Genomic DNA, 17315 nt, shown 5'->3' with positions numbered 1-17315 from the left:
ATTCAGCTTTCCGTCATTCCTGAACGGGCTGCAAAGGTAGCAATCTTTTCCTCTTCCGCAACATTTATTTTAAAATAAATCCCGCTCTCATCATCCCTGTGCCATCCTTTCATTCAAAACCCTTCCTCCGAAGCGGGATGCAAAAGTAGAAAAAATTAACACTACCGCAAAGATTTTTTAAGGATTATCCGAAGATCCAAGGTAACTCCATGGTTTTCAACAGGAAAAAGTTTTAAGGACAGCAAAACTTTTTAGGGGAACTCCTGTTTTAGTCGGGCTGCGCTTCCCAGACTTACGGAGTTTTACCTGCGCCCGGCCGTTTAAAACTTCGGAAGACCCTGCAGAATAAACCCGATTGCAGCGGGCATCCCGATTTAAGCACCGGTTTGTGTTATATTTTGGTGTGCTTGCTTGTTTCACAGGTTTTCATCGGGATAAAGCGGATAGCGGGAACAAACCTATATAGTAGCACAGAACCTGCCTTTCCTAAAAACAAAAGCAATCTTATATTATATAATGTAGGAATAACTTGTGTGGCCTGAATAGACTTTCGACGTTTTCCAACGCCTATGCCTATTGAAACTTCAGAAGACTCGTGTGCAATTGGCAGGCATCGTATCGAATTTTTGAACAATAATTAATACTTTTATGGCTTTATTAAACCATCCATATAAATGAAGTTGATGCTCAAACTATACCTTTCTCTGCTATTTATCGGCGTAGCGGAAATCGGTTATGCGCAAAATTATAAAAACGAGCTTGTCATTATCTCTGAGAATGATGCCTACATTGATATTACAAGCGACCGTTATTATACAAATGGTGCTTTTATTAAATATAGGCATGCCCTGAATGGAGAGAATTTAAAAGCAGGGAGAAGCAAAGAGATTATCGGATTTGAGCTTGGCCAAAAAATATACAATCCATATTACAGCTTTGTGCCAAACCCTGCCCTACACGACCGCCCTTTTACGGCATACCTTTATGGCGAGGCAAATTATAGTCGGTTTTACGTAAATAAACAGATGCTTAAGGTTTCTGCGCAGATTGGACTTACGGGAAAAGATGCTTTGGGTGAAGAGTTTCAAAAAGCATTTCATAAGCTGGTTGGTCAAAATCAGATTGAAGGATGGGAATACGGTTTAAACAGCGAACCAACATTAAACCTAGGTGTAGAATACAACGAGCTTTTAATGAGCACAAACAATAAAATATTCGATATTACAGGAACAACTTCAGCAGCAGTTGGTAATGTGATTACAAAAGCCAATCTCGGCGCAATGTTACGCCTGGGCAGATTTAACGATATGGATGGTTCATCGGCTTTTAACAGCTTGGTGAGCAACAACCATCCGAACAAAGCGCAACGCAAGTACGAACTTTTCCTTTCCGTTAGTCCTCAGTTACATGCCATTGCTTTCGATTCGAGTTTGCAGGGCGGATTATTTTTGAATGATAAAGGGCCGATCACCTTTAAACCCAAACCTGTTGTTTTTACCACACAGGTGGGCTTAACCTTCGCCATTGCGCGTTGGACAGCCAATTATACGGCTACCTTTACTTCGAACGAAGTTAAAAATAGTGCCACTGGCTACCGTTATGCCTTTTATAGTCTTGCTTACCGTTTTAGTAAAAGCTAATGAAAAAACAACTACTCTCTCTTATTTTCGTTATTACGGGCTGCGCATTTGCTAAGGCTCAAATTGCTCCCGAAAATCATTCGATTATTATTAAGCCCATATTTGGCACACATGTAAATAATGATCAGGGACATCTGTTTCAGGATCAGATTACGGGGTTTGATGCGGCATATTTTAAAGACATCAGCCAGAACAGCGATAAATGGATAGGATTTGGTGGTGCCAGATCTTACGGGATCGGATTTGTTTTTAGGGACCTGAGCAAGCTGAAAGGTACAAAGGATACTTCGGCCAATGCTTTTGGGCAGGTATATGGCTTAGTGGCACAGATGGATTTTCAGCTATTCAAAGTCGGAAAAGCTAAATTTAATTTTACGCCAGGCGTTGGCTTGGGCTACACGAACAAGTATTACTTTAAGAATACCAAAAACCGATTTTTGGGAAGCCCGATTAATGAAACCATTAAAGCAGATTTAGGAATGGAGCTGCCAATGAGTAAATATGCGGATCTATTAGTAGGTTTAGGTTTTTTACACGTATCGAATGGTGGAGCTACTGTACCCAATGGGGGTTTGAACACCGGAAATGTTTACATCGGACTTAAACTAAACAACCCAAAAACATTAACTACTGAGCGGAAAAGCACCTACACCACTTTACAGCGTAATTCAATTGAGCTTAGTGCGGGTTTAGGCGCAAGGGGGGTATTTGGCGATAGAACAAAAGGTTTATTCAAAAGCGGGTTATATGCAGGTTACAATTTTTACCTGAATGATGTGATGTCGCTTAAGGCCGGTGCTGATGCCGTTTATTATTTTACCGTATTTGACCCGGATAATTATGGAGCAACCTTCCAGAACTATGGCACTTCGTATGATAAATGGYGTACCGGAATCAGTATTGGTGCTGATATCAACTTATGGCGCATAACCGTTGCAGCACAGATTGGAAAATACATCCACTACAATAGATTGATGGATAAAGCGACCTGGTATTGGACCTTCGGACCTACTTTTAATATTACGCCGCACATTGGCTTACAGGCCAAAACCTATATGCACTTTGCGCAGGCTGATTACGTAAACTGGGGCGTGGTATATAGATTTTAATACTGCCCTGTGCTTAGCAATACTAAAGTACAGGCTTCAACTGGTTCGATATTGTGCTGATTCAATAATTTTTCCAGCTCATAATTTTCAGTTCCTGGATTGAAAATTACCCGTTTGGGATTTGTTGCCAGGATGTAATCGTGATATTGCGCCTGTAGAGGTGGGCCAATATATAAAGTTATGGTGTCTATATCGGTGTGGATCTGATCCGGTTTTTCAATTTCTATGCCTGCAACCTCTCCTTTTTTTATGCCCACGTTAACAATTTCGTGATTGAAGCGCTTGAGCATATTGGCTGCTTTATAAGCATATCTGGATGGGTTTGGCGACGCGCCGATAATAAGTGTCTTCTTCATAAAGGTGATTCCAAAGATTTATTGATTACAGGTTAATTAAGCCATTAAAATTTAGAAAGTAAAGCGATCTGACCAGAATGGTAGGCATGGTGCTGTGCCAAACCACTTAAAAGCTCTGCATTGGTTACGCCTGTTCCCAACGCCGGGTTCCGCTCACTTTTTACTTCATCATTCCATTGGTTATTTTTTATGCTTTCGCACAAGCGGATGAGTTCTTCATTAGCAATTTTAAAATTAAAGATAATGCGCTCCCAGGCTTTAGGCGTTCTACTTTCGGGCACTGGCCAATCGCCCATTGCGGGTTCTGCAGCAGGTTTCCCACTCAATCTTGAGGTAACTTCTTCTGTCCAAGCAGTTAAATGCAGGGCGATTTCGGCAATAGAATGCGCCCCTGGCACAAAATGGCTAAACGCACTTTCAGGATTAACATTATTTAAGGTTTGCATTACATGGTTACCATGCCAGGCATCGCCATTAAATGCCTTTTTAATTTCATTCGTGATATTAAACATACCCAAACAACAATTGGGGCAATATAAAGTTTGTTAAGATGCGTTTAATATTGCATTTGCACAGTTAATACCATCTATTGCTGCAGATACAATTCCACCGGCATAACCTGCGCCTTCTGCGCAAGGATATAAACCTTTTACCTGAGGGTGCTGGTAAGTCTCTTTATCTCTCGGAATTCTAACCGGTGATGATGTTCTACTCTCTACCCCTACCAAAATAGCTTCATTTGTATAGTATCCCTTAATCTTTTTCCCAAACAAGGGTAATGCCGCGCGTAAGCTATCCGATACGAAATCGGGTAAAATATTGTCGAGCATAGAACTTTTGGTACCGGGAAGATAGGAGTTCTTTGGTAAATCGATCGATAATTTATTGTTCACAAAATCAACCATGCGCTGGGCCGGAGCAACCAGGTTTCCACCACCGGCCTCAAAAGCCATTTTCTCAATCTCCGATTGGAAATGCAACATTCTAAGCGGATCGTAACCCTGAACATCGTTTAAGGTAACCTGTACCACCGTTCCTGAATTGGCATAAGGGTTATTCCGTTTAGATGGCGACCAGCCATTTACCACGATTTCATTTTCGCCCGTAGAACAAGGTGCGATAATACCTCCAGGGCACATGCAAAAAGAAAACACCCCACGGGCACCAACCTGCTCCACCAAACTGTAGTACGCTGGAGGTAAAAACTCCGATCTAATATCGCAATGATACTGGGCTGAATCAATAATTTCCTGAGGATGCTCAATCCGTACGCCTAAAGCAAATGGTTTAGCCTCAATCAGGATATTTTTACTGTTCAACAATTCGTACACGTCTCTTGCAGAATGACCAGTTGCCAAGATAATATCATCGGCTAACAACTTTTCTTCAAAATTTATCTCAATTCCTTTTACTTTTCCGAATTCGATCAAAATATCAGTCATACGACTATCGAACATCACCTCGCCCCCAGCATTCAGGATCGTATCTTTTATGGAAGTAATAATATGCGGAAGTTTGTTGGTACCTATATGTGGACGGGCATCGATAGCAATATCAGCTTCTGCCCCATGGTTTACAAAAACCTGAAGCACTTTATTAATATCGCCCCGTTTATTGGAACGGGTATACAGTTTACCATCCGAATAGGTTCCGGCTCCACCTTCACCATAACAATAATTAGATTCTGTATTCACCAAACCCTGCTTGTTTATGGCAGCCAAATCTCTCCTACGCTGTTTTACATCTTTACCACGTTCGATAATAATGGGCTTTAATCCATTCTCGATACACTGCAAAGCTGCAAATAACCCGGCCGGACCAGCCCCGATAATAATCACAGGCTTTGCGTCGCTTACATTTTTATAGTTAATGGTGTATACTTCGGGAATGGCTTCCTCATCTACAAAAACCTTTACCTGAAGTCTGAATAATACTTTTCTCGAACGGGCATCTATCGATCTTTTCAGGATTTCATAGCCTTTAATTCTTGATCCAGGTAATTTTAGCGCTTCAGCCAGTTTCTGGTTAATCACCTCTGTTTGCTCTACCTCGTGCGGGAGCAGCGTAATTTCGATGTCTTTTTGCATATCATGTCAGGTTTTTATCCCGAACAGTACAAAGATAGGCAACTATCAAGAATAATTAATGTGATTTACCATTCTGTTGAAACCATATAAAAAATATTTGTACACTCAGAAAGCAATTGCAGTATCCATAGGTCTTTTTCTTCCAGCTCTACCTCCTCCCGACTTTACGTCGGGATCCGTTCGATCGGGTTTAATTAGGTTATTTCTGAACTCCTATGTTGGTTTTCCGTGCCGCGACCACAGTAAATTAGCCACGATCGGAGCTGGACCAGCAAAAAAAAAGCGAAAAGCACTGCGCTATAAAACAAAAAAACACCAATTTAATCTCATTAAATTCAATGAGTGGCTTGTCAACCTGTCAGATAAATACCGAAACTGTAACAAAGGCATGCAATTTGATATCTAATTCGTAAATTGACCATAAATCAATTCTATTAAAAAGACAAAAACCATAAAAATGAAAAGATTAATATTTGGAATTTTAGCTGCAGTTATTGCAGTGAGCACTTTAAGTTCATGCGGATATAACAGCATGGTTAAACTTGATGAGAACGTTAAATCGAAATGGGGAACTGTGCAAACCCAATATCAAAGAAGAGCAGATTTAATTCCGAACCTGGTAGCTACTGTAAAAGGAGCGGCCAAATTTGAACAGGGTACTTTAACTGCCGTAACCGAAGCACGTGCAAAAGCAACACAGATGACGGTTAAAGCTGATGAACTGACACCAGAAAACATCCAAAAATACCAGGCTGCTCAGGGACAATTGAGCCAGGCTTTGGGTAAATTATTATCGATTACCGAAAATTACCCTGAACTAAGGGCTACACAGCAATTCAGTGATTTATCGGCGCAGTTAGAAAGCACCGAAAATAGGATTACCGTTGCCCGTAAAGATTTTAACGACGCTGTGCAAGAGTATAATGGCAAAATCAGATCGTTCCCAACCAATTTAACAGCTGGCATGTTCGGCTTTAAACCTAAAGGGTATTTCGAGGCCGATGCTACCGCAAAAGATGCACCTAAAGTAGAATTTTAATATTCTCAACACAATATATAAGGGTAGTGAATGTTTATTAACTAAACATTTATTACCCTTTTTACTTCATACAAAATAAGCACATGTCGTTATTTTCAGATATTGAACAAGAAAAAATAGCAAACGCGATCTCAGATGCAGAAAGAGCTACATCTGGAGAAATTAGGATTGCTATTGATAAACACTGCGCGGGTGACCCATACGAAAAAGCTATCGAGTATTTTACCAAGCTGGATATGGACAAAACAGCCAAAAGAAATGGGGTGCTGATTTACCTGGCGCATGCCGATCATAAGTTTGCCATTATTGGCGATGTAGGTATTAACCAGGTAGTACCAGAAAATTTTTGGGAAACATCCAAAATAGCGATGACTGCACACTTTGCAAAAGGCAATTTAGCTGATGGCATTATTGCGGGAGTAGCATTGGCCGGAGAAAAACTAGCCTTATTCTTCCCTCCTCAAAAAGGCGACATTAATGAATTGCCAAATGATATCGTTTTTATGGACAATCTAGAGCAGAAATAAGCGATGAAGAAAATATTCCTTTTCTCGTTACTGAGTTTATTATTCACTTTCGCCTTCGCACAGGATTTTCCAGAGAAACCCAATACTTTGGTTAATGATTACGCTAATGTGTTATCAGCCGATCAAAAACAGCAACTGGAAACTAAATTAGTGGCTTTTAATGATTCGTCATCAACACAGATTGCCATAGCGATATTAAAATCGGTAGGCGATTATGATATTAACGAATACGCCGTTGAGCTGGGCCGAAAATGGGGAGTTGGCCAAAGTGGCAAAAACAACGGGATTATGATCGTTGTGGCTGTTGGCGATCGAAAAATTTCTATCCAAACAGGTTATGGCTTGGAAGGCGCATTGCCCGATATTTATGCCAAGCGTATTATTGATAACGATATTAAACCCAATTTTAGAGCCGGAAATTATTATGCCGGCTTAGATGAAGGTACTACTTCGATTATAAAATATACCAAAGGCGAATATAAAAATGATAGTCCTAAAACTTCTTCAAAGAAAGGTGGCGGAGGTGGCAGTATCGTAATTATTATCATTATTGTAATCGTCATCATCATCATCATGAGAAAAGGTGGCGGAGGCGGTAGCGAAGTAATTGGCGGTCGGGGTGCATCTAACGCTTTGTTCTGGGCAATGCTTTTTGGAAGCGGTGGCGGTGGCGGCCGAAGTAGCGGTGGCTGGGGAGGCGGTTCTTCTGGTGGAGGCGGCGGTGGATTCGGTGGTTTTGGCGGAGGAAGCTTTGGCGGTGGTGGAAGCAGCGGAAGCTGGTAGTCCATAGTCCATAGTCCATAGTCCATAGTCCATAGTCCATAGTCCATAGTCCATAGTCCATAAGTTAGAATCTGTTCCTTTTTGAACGTTACAACTTTCCAACAGATTAAAACATTACAACAATAATGTACAGAAGAGATTTAATTACAGCAGAAATACAGAAACTTGCACAGGTTTTGGCCCGTATTATGGGCTTAAAGTTAGAAGGCAAGTTGGCTGAAGCCAATCAGCTTTTTGACGAAACCATGGAAGGCGGCTTTCAATTGCCAAAAGAAATTCTTGAAAATGAAGATCTTTCGGTTTTTGAAAACTGGTTAGCCGAAGGCGACCTCCCTCCCGAAAAACTCGACTCGCTCAGCGAATTCTTATATTACGAAATGGGTGTGAGTCAGAATAGAAACCAAATGATCGCGCCAAAACTGAATCTAGTCTATCAATACCTGTCAGATCGGCACAAGATCGTACATTTGGTAAACTTGCACCGTCAGAAAACGATACAACAGTATTTGCGCTAAACGCCACGCGCATGGCACTAAACAAAACAATGTAAATAAATGATTATAGAAAAGTGGCAGAAAATTGCCTCTAAATATTTAGTAAGAGAAAAGTGGGCTACCTTACGGGTAGACGAGGTTAAACTTCCCGATGGCATTATAAAAGACGATTATTATGTTTTAGAGTATCCGAACTGGGTTAATGCAATTGCACTTACAGAAGCGGGAAAAATAATCATGGTGCGCCAGTACCGCCATGCAGCCGATATTGTTTCACTCGAGGTTCCAGGTGGTGTAATTGATGGTAATGAAGCGCCTGAGTTTGCAGTTAAACGTGAACTCCTAGAAGAAACAGGTTACAGCTTTAAAACCTGCAAACTTATTGCCGAGCTTTACCCTAATCCGGCAACGTCAAACAACAGAACCTTTACCTACTTCTTAACTGGTGGTATTAAAACGCATGAACAGCATTTAGATGAACATGAAATATTAAATGTTGAAGAATATACTGTTGAGGAAGTAAAGCAACTGATAAAAGACAATAAAATAGCCCAGGCATTACATGTTGCGGCCTTATTATATGGCTTAGCTGAAGTGGAAAAACTTTAATTTTTTCTTAAAAAACACATCAAAACAAAGGCCCGATATTTTATCGGGCCTTTGTTTTTTGCATAAACTTTTGAACATGAACGAAAGATTTTATTTAAACCCTTCTACCTTTCAGTTCCTGAACTTAGTTTAGCTCATTTTTAATTTCTTTTGGATATCGTGTACGTAAGCTTTAAACTTTTTATCGGTATCGATTAAATCTTCTACAGTTTGGCAAGCGTAGATTACGGTACTGTGATCGCGGCCACCGAAGAAAGCACCAATTGTTTTCAACGATGATTTAGTATGACTTTTAGAAAGGTACATCGAAATCTGACGTGCCTGAACAATTTCTCGTTTACGTGTTTGCGATTTAACCATATCAACAGGAACCTCGAAATACTCGCAAACCAATTTCTGGATGTACTCCATTGAAATTTCTTTAGAAGTATTTTTAATGAAGTTCTTTAGCATTTGCTTAGCAAGGGCTAAATCAATTTCTTTTTTATTCAATGTAGCCTGTGCCAACAGAGATACCATAGCCCCCTCCAACTCACGCACATTGTTATCAATGTTGTGTGCAACATATTCTACCACCTCACCTGGTAACTCAATACCATCAGCATACATTTTCTTTCTTAAAATGGCAATACGTGTTTCCAGATCAGGAATCTGTAAATCTGCAGATAAACCCCATTTAAAACGGCTTAACAAACGCTCTTCCAAACCAGCTAAATCTTTCGGTGCTTTATCAGATGTTAAGATTACCTGTTTGCCCGATTGGTGAAGGTGATTGAAAATATGGAAGAAAATATCCTGTGTTTTTTCTTTACCAGCAAAGTTGTGTACATCATCCATAATGATCACATCCATTGCCTGGTAAAAATTAACGAAATCGTTAATGGTGTTGTTTTTTAATGAATCTACAAACTGCTGACAGAATTTCTCACAGCTTACATAAATCACCAATTTATCTGGCATGCTGCGTTTAATCTCGTTACCGATTGCCTGCGCCAGGTGCGTTTTACCCAAACCTACTCCTCCGTAAATCATTAGCGGGTTAAAAGATGTACCTCCTGGTTTAGCAGCTACAGCGTAACCTGCAGAACGCGCCAAGCGGTTGCAATCTCCCTCAATATAATTTTCGAAAGTATAGTTAGAGTTTAATTGTGGATCAACATTTAATTTTTTTAATCCAGGGATAATAAATGGGTTTTTAATATCCTTATTAATGGAAACCGGAATCGGCATCGATTGTACCTTTGCCTCCGCTCCATTTCCATTTGAGGGCATATTGGTAGTATAAGGATTACCGCTGTTTGATGATTTATCTACAACGATGTTATATTCCAACCTGCCATCCTCTCCAAGTTGTTTTTTTACAGTCTTGCGAAGCAAGCCTACATAATGTTCTTCAAGCCATTCGTAAAAGAACAAACTTGGCACCTGTATAGTTAAAACCTTACCTTCCAATTTAAGGGCTGTTATTGGCTCGAACCAAGTTTTGAAACTTTGGCTCGGAATGTTATCCTTAATAATTTGAAGACAGTTCTTCCATACTTCTGTACAAGTTTTTTCCATTGCGATTTCTATAATTTATTGGTTTACAGTGCCTATTCGAATTAAAGGGATGGTCCGTTTAGGGACTACGAATATTGAGAAAATTATCAACATTTTAAACAAAAATTTCAAATAAATCGTAACGTACTGATAAGGAATATAGTAGCCCGCTTAACCTCAATTTTTTATGTTGATAACTATTTATTAACACTGGTTATCCACATTAACCATAATTTAACATCAATACATCCCCATCACTTCGAATAGCTGTTGAAAAAGCAAAATCTAAGCCATTTTAGGCACTAGTTAAGCGTTTTAGTCTTTTTTAATCTCGAATAAACTGAGAATCAAAGCCATAAGATAAATAAATTAATATTAATTTAAGCAGATCGTTTAAATTAATATTAGATTATTTCATTTCGCCTTATTGTTGTATGAATTTTACGACAGCTTAACTCATTATTTTAGGATCAATGAACAAAATATTCGTTCATTTTATCAAGACATAATTAAAAGCAAAGTCCCTTTAATTTTATCCTGAAATAAAGTGCAAAAACCACGAGGGTTAAGTTTATTAATAAACGCCAAAAGTCCGTCTAAACACATCTGCAATTTCGCCGAGTGTAGCATATTTTTCAACGGCATCTATAATCAACGGCATCAAATTTTTCTCGCCTTTTGCAGCTTCATCCAACTCTTGCAATGCTTTTTCTACAGCATCTCCATCGCGGGTTGCTTTTAAATATTCTAATTTTTCAGATTGCAGTTTGCGGATTGAATCATCAATATTAAAAACCTCTGTCAGGCCTTCTTCTTCCTGGGTAAATTTATTTACACCTACAGAGATTCTTTCGCCATTTTCGATTTCTTTCTGATACTGGTAAGCTGCATCAGCAATCTCATTTTGCATATAGTTGCTTTCGATGGCATTAACCGAGCCACCCATGGCATCTATCCGATCGACATAAGCCCAGGCAGCAGCTTCTACTTCATCGGTTAAGCTTTCTACAAAGAACGATCCAGCCAATGGATCTACGGTATCGGTAACACCACTCTCGAAGGCAATAATCTGTTGAGTACGCAAAGCAATTTTTGCAGCCGATTCGGTTGGAAGCGAAAGTGCTTCATCATAACCATTGGTATGTAAGGATTGAGTTCCGCCAAGAATGGCAGCCATAGCCTGATTGCTTACCCTGATTACATTGTTTAGAGGTTGTTGCGCCGTTAAGGTTGAGCCTCCGGTTTGGGTATGAAATCTTAACATCTGCGCTTTTTCATCTGCAGCACCCAAATCTTTGGTAATTTTCGCCCACATCCGCCTTGCGGCCCTAAATTTCGCTATTTCTTCAAAGAAATTATTATGGCAATTGAAGAAGAACGATAACCGCTTCGCAAATACATTAATATCTAAACCTTTATCTAAAGCGGCTTTTAGGTAGGTTTTTCCATTAGCCAATGTAAAAGCAAGTTCTTGTACAGCGGTTGATCCAGCTTCACGAATGTGGTAGCCAGATATAGAAATGGTATTCCACTTTGGCACTTCTTTGCTACAGAACTCAAAAATATCGGTAATTAAACGCATGGATTGCTTTGGCGGATAGATATATGTGCCTCTTGCAGCATATTCTTTTAAAATATCGTTCTGTATCGTCCCCGAAATCTGTTTTAAATCTGCGCCTTGTTTTTTAGCCAGCGCAATATACATGGCCAATAAAATTGAAGCAGTAGCATTGATCGTCATCGAAGTCGTGATGTTTTTCAGCTCGATACCATCAAATAAAATTTCAATATCCTTTAACGAATCGATAGCCACCCCCACTTTACCAACCTCTCCATCAGCCATTTCATGATCAGAGTCGTAACCGATTTGTGTTGGAAGATCAAAAGCAACAGATAAACCTGTTGTTCCCTGAGCCAATAAATAATGATAACGCTTGTTCGATTCTTCAGCAGTTGAAAAACCAGCATACTGCCTCATCGTCCACAAGCGACCGCGGTACATATCCTTCTGGATTCCCCTGGTAAATGGAAATTCTCCAGGCAGCTCTTCCATTGGCTTCGCTTCGGTATACAGCGCCTTTATTTCAATACCTGAAGTGGTGGTATACTTTTTTTCGCTCATAATTGGTTAGTTCAATGGTCATTGGTTCATTAGTGCAGCAAAGTTGCTTAACTGTTGAAATTGGTTAACTGTGCATATTTCAGTTAACCAACCGAAACAATTAACCACATCAAAAAAGTTGGTGAATATCCTTTTTGATCAGTTCGATGGTTAAATCGTAAGGGTTTTCATCAATACTGGCCATGTGCTGTAAAATTGCTTTACTCAACTCAATTCCATTTGCATCAGCAGGTAAACCTTGTACTGCATTGTTAATCATGGCAATGGTATCGTCTTTTAATTTACGCACCACACCCCAGGTTACACTATCTACATACAACTGCTGGGTAATATTATGTTGGTACTCCGAACGGATTTCATTTAAAATACCTGCTTGCAACGTAGCAATGGCAATTCCTTGCTGATGCAGGCGAACAAGCAAATTTGCAGGGTTAATACGATCGATAAATAGGATTAAACGCTCGTGAGCCTGTAAGCGCAAGGGCAAAATATGCGCCCGGCTTTCTTTGTTTAGCTCGATGGTTTTTAAGTTAAAGAAACGCTGGATATCGTTCTTTAAAATATAATAAACAGCCATTAGTGCAATGAAAATGCCTGCAAATAAGATCACTATATCAACTAAAATTTGTTGGGTATTCATAAGTATTGTTTAATTACGGTAATATTAACGGACCGTTAAAAGCAAAAATGTGCATTATTATTTATATTTGTAACAGATAAAATTTAAATAACATGAGCACAACAGTTGATACAGCATTTGCACCAGTTACTTTTTCTGAAGGAGCAGCCAAAGAGTTATATAAATTAAAGGATCAGCAGGAGATAAGTGAAGATTACGGATTACGTGTTGGCGTAGAAGGTGGCGGCTGCGCTGGCATGAATTATATTTTAGGTTTCGATCAGAGAAAAGAAGGCGATCAGGAGTATTTAATTGACGGCATTAAGGTTTTCATGAACAAAGCACACCAGATGTACTTAATGGGCATGATGATCGATTGGCAAGATGGATTAAATTCACGTGGTTTCACTTTCGTTAATCCTAACGCAACCAGCACCTGCGGTTGTGGCACGAGTTTCTCGGCATAAATAAAATATTATTGTAACATATAGTGCGGTCCCCTTGTCTAAACATCGGGACTTTTTTTATTTTTACAAGCTTTGCCCGCCAAACGCTTATCGCAATACTAAATGAATTACAGAGAAAACATCAGACTGGCATTAGAATCTATTAAAGCGAACCGCTTGCGTACTATGCTTACCGCCTTAATTATTGCCATTGGTTTAATGGCTTTGGTTGGGATTTTAACCACTCTTGATGCTGTAAAGAAAAGTATGACTGATGCATTTAGTAGCATGGGGGCAAACTCTTTCACCATCAGAAACCGCGGTACAGGAATTAGAATTGGCAATGGCAAACGCCCAAAACCTTTTAAAGCCATCCGCTACGAAGATGCCGTTAAATTTAAAGATAGTCTGAATACACCTGCAACTGTTGCCGTAAGTGTTTTTGCCAGCGGTGGTTCTACTATAAAATACGGGAGTTTAAAAACCAATCCCAACATCAATGTTCAGGGTATAGATGAAAATGGTTTAGCCTCTCAGGGATTAAATTTATCACAAGGAAGAAATTTTAGTGTTTCTGAAATACAGCTCGGAAGCAACGTTTGTATTGTTGGTGGCGAAGTAGTTGAAAAATTATTTAAAGGCTCCGATCCTTTAGACAAACTGATCAATGTAGGTAATAACCGTTTTAAAATTGTTGGCATATTAGAGAAAAAAGGATCGAGTATGGGCTTTAGCGGTGATAGGGCTGTTTATGTGCCTTTGCTAAAAGCCAAACAGATTAACGCCAATGCCAATCCATCTTACACCATAACAGTAATGGTACCCAGTAATGAGATGCAGGAAAACATTATTGGTGAATCTACTGCACTATTCAGAAATATCCGCAAGGTTAAGGTGAACGAAACCAATAATTTCGAGATTACCAAGAGTGATGCCATTGCTCAAACTTTATTCGAAAATCTGGCTTTTGTGGCTATTGGTGGTGTTGCCATCGGAGTTATTACCCTAATTGGAGCCTCAATCGGCTTAATGAATATCATGCTCGTTTCGGTTACTGAACGTACACGCGAAATTGGTATCCGTAAAGCCATCGGCGCAAACCCGAAGGTAATTCGCCGCCAGTTCTTGATCGAGGCCGTAGTAATCTGTTTAATGGGTGGTGCCCTGGGTATTTTTCTGGGAATAGTTTTAGGGAATCTCATCTCACTGGCCATGGGTGGCGCATTCTTAATTCCCTGGTTATTTATTATTGGTGGTTTTGTATTATGTGTATTTGTAGGAATCCTATCTGGATATTATCCTGCTAAAAAAGCGTCAAAACTAGATCCTGTAGAGGCCTTGAGGTACGAATAGGCTTTGTTGGTTCACTAGTTGATTGGTCAATAGTTCATTAGTTCATGGCTGATAGCCTAGAGGCTCAATAGTTCAGTGGTTAATAGCCAAAATGATAAATAGTAACCTGTTAAAATCAATTAATAGTACAAACGATTTGCGAACCCTCATCTGCTGAAGCAACTAAGCCATGAACTATCAAACTATTGACAGTGAACCAATCAAGATGTGCAATATGCCCGGACAAATGAACTAATGGCAAATGAACCAATGAACCCTAAAGCAATGCGTTATTCAATTGAGATTGGGTAAGCAGTTGTTGCATTAAGGGCGTGCTAAGGCTATCTTCGAGCGCTGCAGCATGTTTTAAATGATGCATATCGCTGCCTACAAAATCGACCATGTGATTTTCGACCATTTCTCCTGCTACTTTTTTTGCACCAGCGCCATAATAACCTGTTAAAGCAATACCGTTTACCTGCAACAGGCAGCCTGTTTCTCTGATCTGATGATAGCTTTCGAAAGAATTGTAGTAGTAAGGATAACGCTCAGGATGAGCCAGCACCGGTTTGTATCCGGCATCCTGCATCATCTTTATAAAATCGATCAGGTTCTGAGGGGCGTTTATATATGATAATTCAAACAAAAGATAATTATTCCCAAAAGTTAAAACCTCTTTCTGTCTGATTTTTTTCTCCAAGGTTTCATCCAGATAATATTCGGCAGCGGCATCAACCTCCAGATCGAGTTCGATTTCCTGTAAGCCTTTTCTTAACGTGTCTAATCCACGATTGATGGTATCTGGCGTATTTCGAAAATAATCGGCCATGATATGCGGAGTAGCAATCAGTTTCTTATAACCTAAAGCTTTAAATCTTTTGGCCAAAAGGAAAGAATCTTTAAGTGTTTGTGCGCCATCATCAATCCCCGGAATAATGTGCGAATGCATATCTGTTCCGATACCAGAGAAATTAAATTCGGGTGCTATTTTCTTCTTTTTAAATAATCCGAACATAATGGTAGATCATAGCTTTAACTTATCTCTTTTGGCAAATTGCTTGCCTCTGCTGCACCAGCTAATTTAGAGGAATAGATTTTATCGAGCAAATTATTTAAGTCTTCACTTAAATCAAACTGCAGGTCTTCGTGCAGTTTTTTGAATTTATTTATGGTTACCGCGACAGTTTTTAAGTAAAATATACTGAAAAGCATCATAAAATCGCGATAACCAAAAATTGATTTCTTATAATCAAAAGGGATGGCATTGAGGATAAACAGTTTCAATTCTACCTCACCAACCGGATCTTTAGTCACTTTATAAAAATGATTAACCGAGGTGATCATCTTCCGAACCTTTACCAATGCCTCTTTGGCATTTAGTTTTTTCAATTCCAGAATCTGTTCTTCCACATCGGCTTTAATCCTCTCCTTCCGATCTTCTAAATCGGTTTCATCTTCTAATAATTTGTAATGAAGATGCTCTGTAAGCACTTTATCTTTGGCCACCAAACGCAGCAATAGCTTGTCTTTTTCTTTGACAGGCAATTCTGTTATAGCAGTTTTTAGATCCTTGTGCTCCGATAACTTCATTTAAAAAGGGTTAGCCTTGATGTATTTTTCCCACTCCCATGCAGAGCGCATCATCTCATTGATATCAAGATTGGCTTTCCAGCCCAGTTCTTTATTCGATTTTTGAACGTCGCCATAAATCTGAACAATATCTCCTGCCCTTCTTGGACCGATTTTATACTCAAGCTTCTCTCCATTCACTTTTTCGAAAGCTGCAATAATTTCTAAAACTGAAGAGCCTTTACCGGTACCAATATTGAAAACATCGTAATTACCGTTAGGATTTCCTTCTTCCAGTTTCTTAATCGCTGCAACGTGTGCTTTTGCCAAATCAACCACATGGATATAATCGCGGATGGCAGAACCATCAGGAGTATTGTAATCGTCGCCATAAACCGTAATCGGACCACGTTTGCCAATAGCCGATTGGGTGATGAAAGGGACAAGATTGGCAGGAACACCATTAGGTAATTCGCCAATTAAAGCGGTTTCGTGTGCACCAACCGGGTTAAAATAACGCAAAGCGATTATATTTAAATCAGGTGTTACTGCAGCTGTTTCTGCTAATATTTCTTCGGCAATCTGCTTGGTATTTCCGTAAGGAGATTCAGCTTTCTGTACTGGTGCAGCCTCAGTTACTGGTAAAGTTTCTGGCTGACCATAAACGGTACAAGATGAAGAAAACACAAAATTTATCTTCCTGTTAAACGAAGTTAATAGGTTAATTAAACCGTAAAAATTGTTTTTATAATACTTTAAGGGTTGTTCTACCGATTCGCCAACAGCTTTTGACGCTGCAAAATGGATAATTCCATCAATATCGGTATGGTTTTCTGCAAATTCCTGAACTGCTCTATCATCCTGTAGATCGATTTCATGAAAATCGAACCATTTGCCAGTGATGGCATGAAGCTGGGTTAAAATTTTGATGTTCGAGTTAGAAAGGTTATCGACAATTACGACTTCGTATCCTGCGTTATGTAACTCTACTGCTGTGTGCGAACCTATGTATCCTGTTCCACCAGTAACTAATATTTTTGCCAT

General features: G+C 39.5%; 18 protein-coding genes. 9 read left to right on the top strand and 9 right to left on the bottom strand.

From position 1 onward, the window contains the following. The first annotated feature begins 674 nt into the window (after positions 1-674). Positions 675-1640: a lipid A deacylase LpxR family protein gene (locus AC1DNH_RS11870; protein ID WP_477625396.1), complete on the top strand. Its 966-nt coding sequence runs from the start codon at positions 675-677 to the stop codon at positions 1638-1640. Then, positions 1640-2749, top strand: a complete 1110-nt coding sequence (locus AC1DNH_RS11865; protein WP_477625395.1) for an acyloxyacyl hydrolase — start codon at positions 1640-1642, stop codon at positions 2747-2749. The genes AC1DNH_RS11870 and AC1DNH_RS11865 overlap by 1 nt, the downstream gene beginning before the upstream one ends. Here AC1DNH_RS11865 and AC1DNH_RS11860 read toward each other — a convergent pair. From AC1DNH_RS11860 to AC1DNH_RS11850, 3 genes are read right to left on the bottom strand one after another with little or no spacing between them, the layout of a single operon-like run. Beyond that, positions 2746-3105 (bottom strand): CoA-binding protein, encoded by a 360-nt coding sequence (locus AC1DNH_RS11860; RefSeq protein WP_477581165.1) that lies wholly within the window; start codon positions 3103-3105, stop codon positions 2746-2748. The genes AC1DNH_RS11865 and AC1DNH_RS11860 overlap by 4 nt on opposite strands. A 44-nt stretch (positions 3106-3149) precedes the next feature. Next, a complete protein-coding gene (locus tag AC1DNH_RS11855; protein WP_477581167.1) occupies positions 3150-3617 on the bottom strand; it encodes a DinB family protein in 468 nt (155 codons plus the stop codon). Between the two features lie 33 nt (positions 3618-3650). Beyond that, positions 3651-5192, bottom strand: a complete 1542-nt coding sequence (locus tag AC1DNH_RS11850; RefSeq protein WP_477581169.1) for an NAD(P)/FAD-dependent oxidoreductase — start codon at positions 5190-5192, stop codon at positions 3651-3653. A 457-nt stretch (positions 5193-5649) separates the two neighbouring features. On the opposite strand from AC1DNH_RS11850, the gene AC1DNH_RS11845 reads away from it, so the two are divergent. From AC1DNH_RS11845 to AC1DNH_RS11825, 5 genes are all read left to right on the top strand, one after another. Beyond that, positions 5650-6231: a LemA family protein gene (locus AC1DNH_RS11845; protein ID WP_039480897.1), complete on the top strand. Its 582-nt coding sequence runs from the start codon at positions 5650-5652 to the stop codon at positions 6229-6231. An 83-nt stretch (positions 6232-6314) separates the two neighbouring features. After that, positions 6315-6758, top strand: a complete 444-nt coding sequence (locus AC1DNH_RS11840) for a TPM domain-containing protein (RefSeq protein ID WP_477581172.1) — start codon at positions 6315-6317, stop codon at positions 6756-6758. Positions 6759-6761: 3 nt separating this feature from the next. Continuing rightward, the gene (locus AC1DNH_RS11835; protein WP_215125400.1) at positions 6762-7541 is read left to right on the top strand and encodes a TPM domain-containing protein; all 780 of its coding nucleotides are present in this window, start codon (positions 6762-6764) and stop codon (positions 7539-7541) included. Between the two features lie 125 nt (positions 7542-7666). Beyond that, positions 7667-8056, top strand: coding sequence for a hypothetical protein (locus AC1DNH_RS11830; protein ID WP_477581176.1), 390 nt, complete (start codon positions 7667-7669; stop codon positions 8054-8056). Between the two features lie 39 nt (positions 8057-8095). After that, entirely contained in the window at positions 8096-8644 is a 549-nt protein-coding gene (locus AC1DNH_RS11825; RefSeq protein WP_477581178.1) for an NUDIX hydrolase, read from the top strand. Between the two features lie 129 nt (positions 8645-8773). Here the strand turns inward: AC1DNH_RS11825 and dnaA are convergent, their stop codons facing one another. The 3 genes from dnaA to AC1DNH_RS11810 all read right to left on the bottom strand — a co-directional run bounded on the left by dnaA (position 8774) and on the right by AC1DNH_RS11810 (position 12945). Beyond that, entirely contained in the window at positions 8774-10204 is a 1431-nt protein-coding gene (gene dnaA / locus AC1DNH_RS11820) for a chromosomal replication initiator protein DnaA (RefSeq protein WP_029275646.1), read from the bottom strand. Between the two features lie 553 nt (positions 10205-10757). After that, the gene (locus AC1DNH_RS11815) at positions 10758-12305 is read right to left on the bottom strand and encodes an acyl-CoA mutase large subunit family protein (RefSeq protein WP_477608284.1); all 1548 of its coding nucleotides are present in this window, start codon (positions 12303-12305) and stop codon (positions 10758-10760) included. Between the two features lie 109 nt (positions 12306-12414). Then, entirely contained in the window at positions 12415-12945 is a 531-nt protein-coding gene (locus AC1DNH_RS11810) for a DUF7935 family protein (protein ID WP_477581184.1), read from the bottom strand. Between the two features lie 92 nt (positions 12946-13037). Here AC1DNH_RS11810 and AC1DNH_RS11805 point away from each other — a divergent pair, with 92 nt between their 5' ends. Further along, complete coding sequence (locus tag AC1DNH_RS11805; protein WP_477581186.1) at positions 13038-13391, top strand: HesB/IscA family protein; 354 nt, start codon at positions 13038-13040, stop codon at positions 13389-13391. A gap of 102 nt (positions 13392-13493) precedes the next feature. Then, positions 13494-14723, top strand: a complete 1230-nt coding sequence (locus tag AC1DNH_RS11800; RefSeq protein ID WP_477608282.1) for an ABC transporter permease — start codon at positions 13494-13496, stop codon at positions 14721-14723. A 256-nt stretch (positions 14724-14979) separates the two neighbouring features. On the opposite strand, the gene AC1DNH_RS11795 is transcribed toward AC1DNH_RS11800, so the two are convergent. The 3 genes from AC1DNH_RS11795 to galE are packed head-to-tail and all read right to left on the bottom strand — an operon-like array spanning position 14980 to position 17315. Then, complete coding sequence (locus tag AC1DNH_RS11795) at positions 14980-15717, bottom strand: tyrosine-protein phosphatase (RefSeq protein WP_477581189.1); 738 nt, start codon at positions 15715-15717, stop codon at positions 14980-14982. A 17-nt stretch (positions 15718-15734) separates the two neighbouring features. Then, positions 15735-16292, bottom strand: a complete 558-nt coding sequence (locus AC1DNH_RS11790; protein WP_131032079.1) for a hypothetical protein — start codon at positions 16290-16292, stop codon at positions 15735-15737. Next, positions 16293-17315 (bottom strand): UDP-glucose 4-epimerase GalE, encoded by a 1023-nt coding sequence (gene galE, locus AC1DNH_RS11785; RefSeq protein ID WP_477582449.1) that lies wholly within the window; start codon positions 17313-17315, stop codon positions 16293-16295.

It is taken from the genome of Pedobacter sp. 01N310 (assembly GCF_056399805.1).
This window is presented reverse-complemented; position numbering and strand designations above follow the sequence as displayed.

Coding starts and splice junctions, on each gene's coding strand:
- AC1DNH_RS11870 (WP_477625396.1), top strand. CDS start 675: ATGAAGTTGATGCTCAAACTATACCTTTCTCTGCTATTTATCGGCGTA.
- AC1DNH_RS11860 (WP_477581165.1), bottom strand. CDS start 3,105: ATGAAGAAGACACTTATTATCGGCGCGTCGCCAAACCCATCCAGATAT.
- AC1DNH_RS11855 (WP_477581167.1), bottom strand. CDS start 3,617: ATGTTTAATATCACGAATGAAATTAAAAAGGCATTTAATGGCGATGCC.
- AC1DNH_RS11850 (WP_477581169.1), bottom strand. CDS start 5,192: ATGCAAAAAGACATCGAAATTACGCTGCTCCCGCACGAGGTAGAGCAA.
- AC1DNH_RS11845 (WP_039480897.1), top strand. CDS start 5,650: ATGAAAAGATTAATATTTGGAATTTTAGCTGCAGTTATTGCAGTGAGC.
- AC1DNH_RS11840 (WP_477581172.1), top strand. CDS start 6,315: ATGTCGTTATTTTCAGATATTGAACAAGAAAAAATAGCAAACGCGATC.
- AC1DNH_RS11835 (WP_215125400.1), top strand. CDS start 6,762: ATGAAGAAAATATTCCTTTTCTCGTTACTGAGTTTATTATTCACTTTC.
- AC1DNH_RS11830 (WP_477581176.1), top strand. CDS start 7,667: ATGTACAGAAGAGATTTAATTACAGCAGAAATACAGAAACTTGCACAG.
- AC1DNH_RS11825 (WP_477581178.1), top strand. CDS start 8,096: ATGATTATAGAAAAGTGGCAGAAAATTGCCTCTAAATATTTAGTAAGA.
- dnaA (WP_029275646.1), bottom strand. CDS start 10,204: ATGGAAAAAACTTGTACAGAAGTATGGAAGAACTGTCTTCAAATTATT.
- AC1DNH_RS11815 (WP_477608284.1), bottom strand. CDS start 12,305: ATGAGCGAAAAAAAGTATACCACCACTTCAGGTATTGAAATAAAGGCG.
- AC1DNH_RS11810 (WP_477581184.1), bottom strand. CDS start 12,945: ATGAATACCCAACAAATTTTAGTTGATATAGTGATCTTATTTGCAGGC.
- AC1DNH_RS11805 (WP_477581186.1), top strand. CDS start 13,038: ATGAGCACAACAGTTGATACAGCATTTGCACCAGTTACTTTTTCTGAA.
- AC1DNH_RS11800 (WP_477608282.1), top strand. CDS start 13,494: ATGAATTACAGAGAAAACATCAGACTGGCATTAGAATCTATTAAAGCG.
- AC1DNH_RS11795 (WP_477581189.1), bottom strand. CDS start 15,717: ATGTTCGGATTATTTAAAAAGAAGAAAATAGCACCCGAATTTAATTTC.
- AC1DNH_RS11790 (WP_131032079.1), bottom strand. CDS start 16,292: ATGAAGTTATCGGAGCACAAGGATCTAAAAACTGCTATAACAGAATTG.
- galE (WP_477582449.1), bottom strand. CDS start 17,315: ATGGCAAAAATATTAGTTACTGGTGGAACAGGATACATAGGTTCGCAC.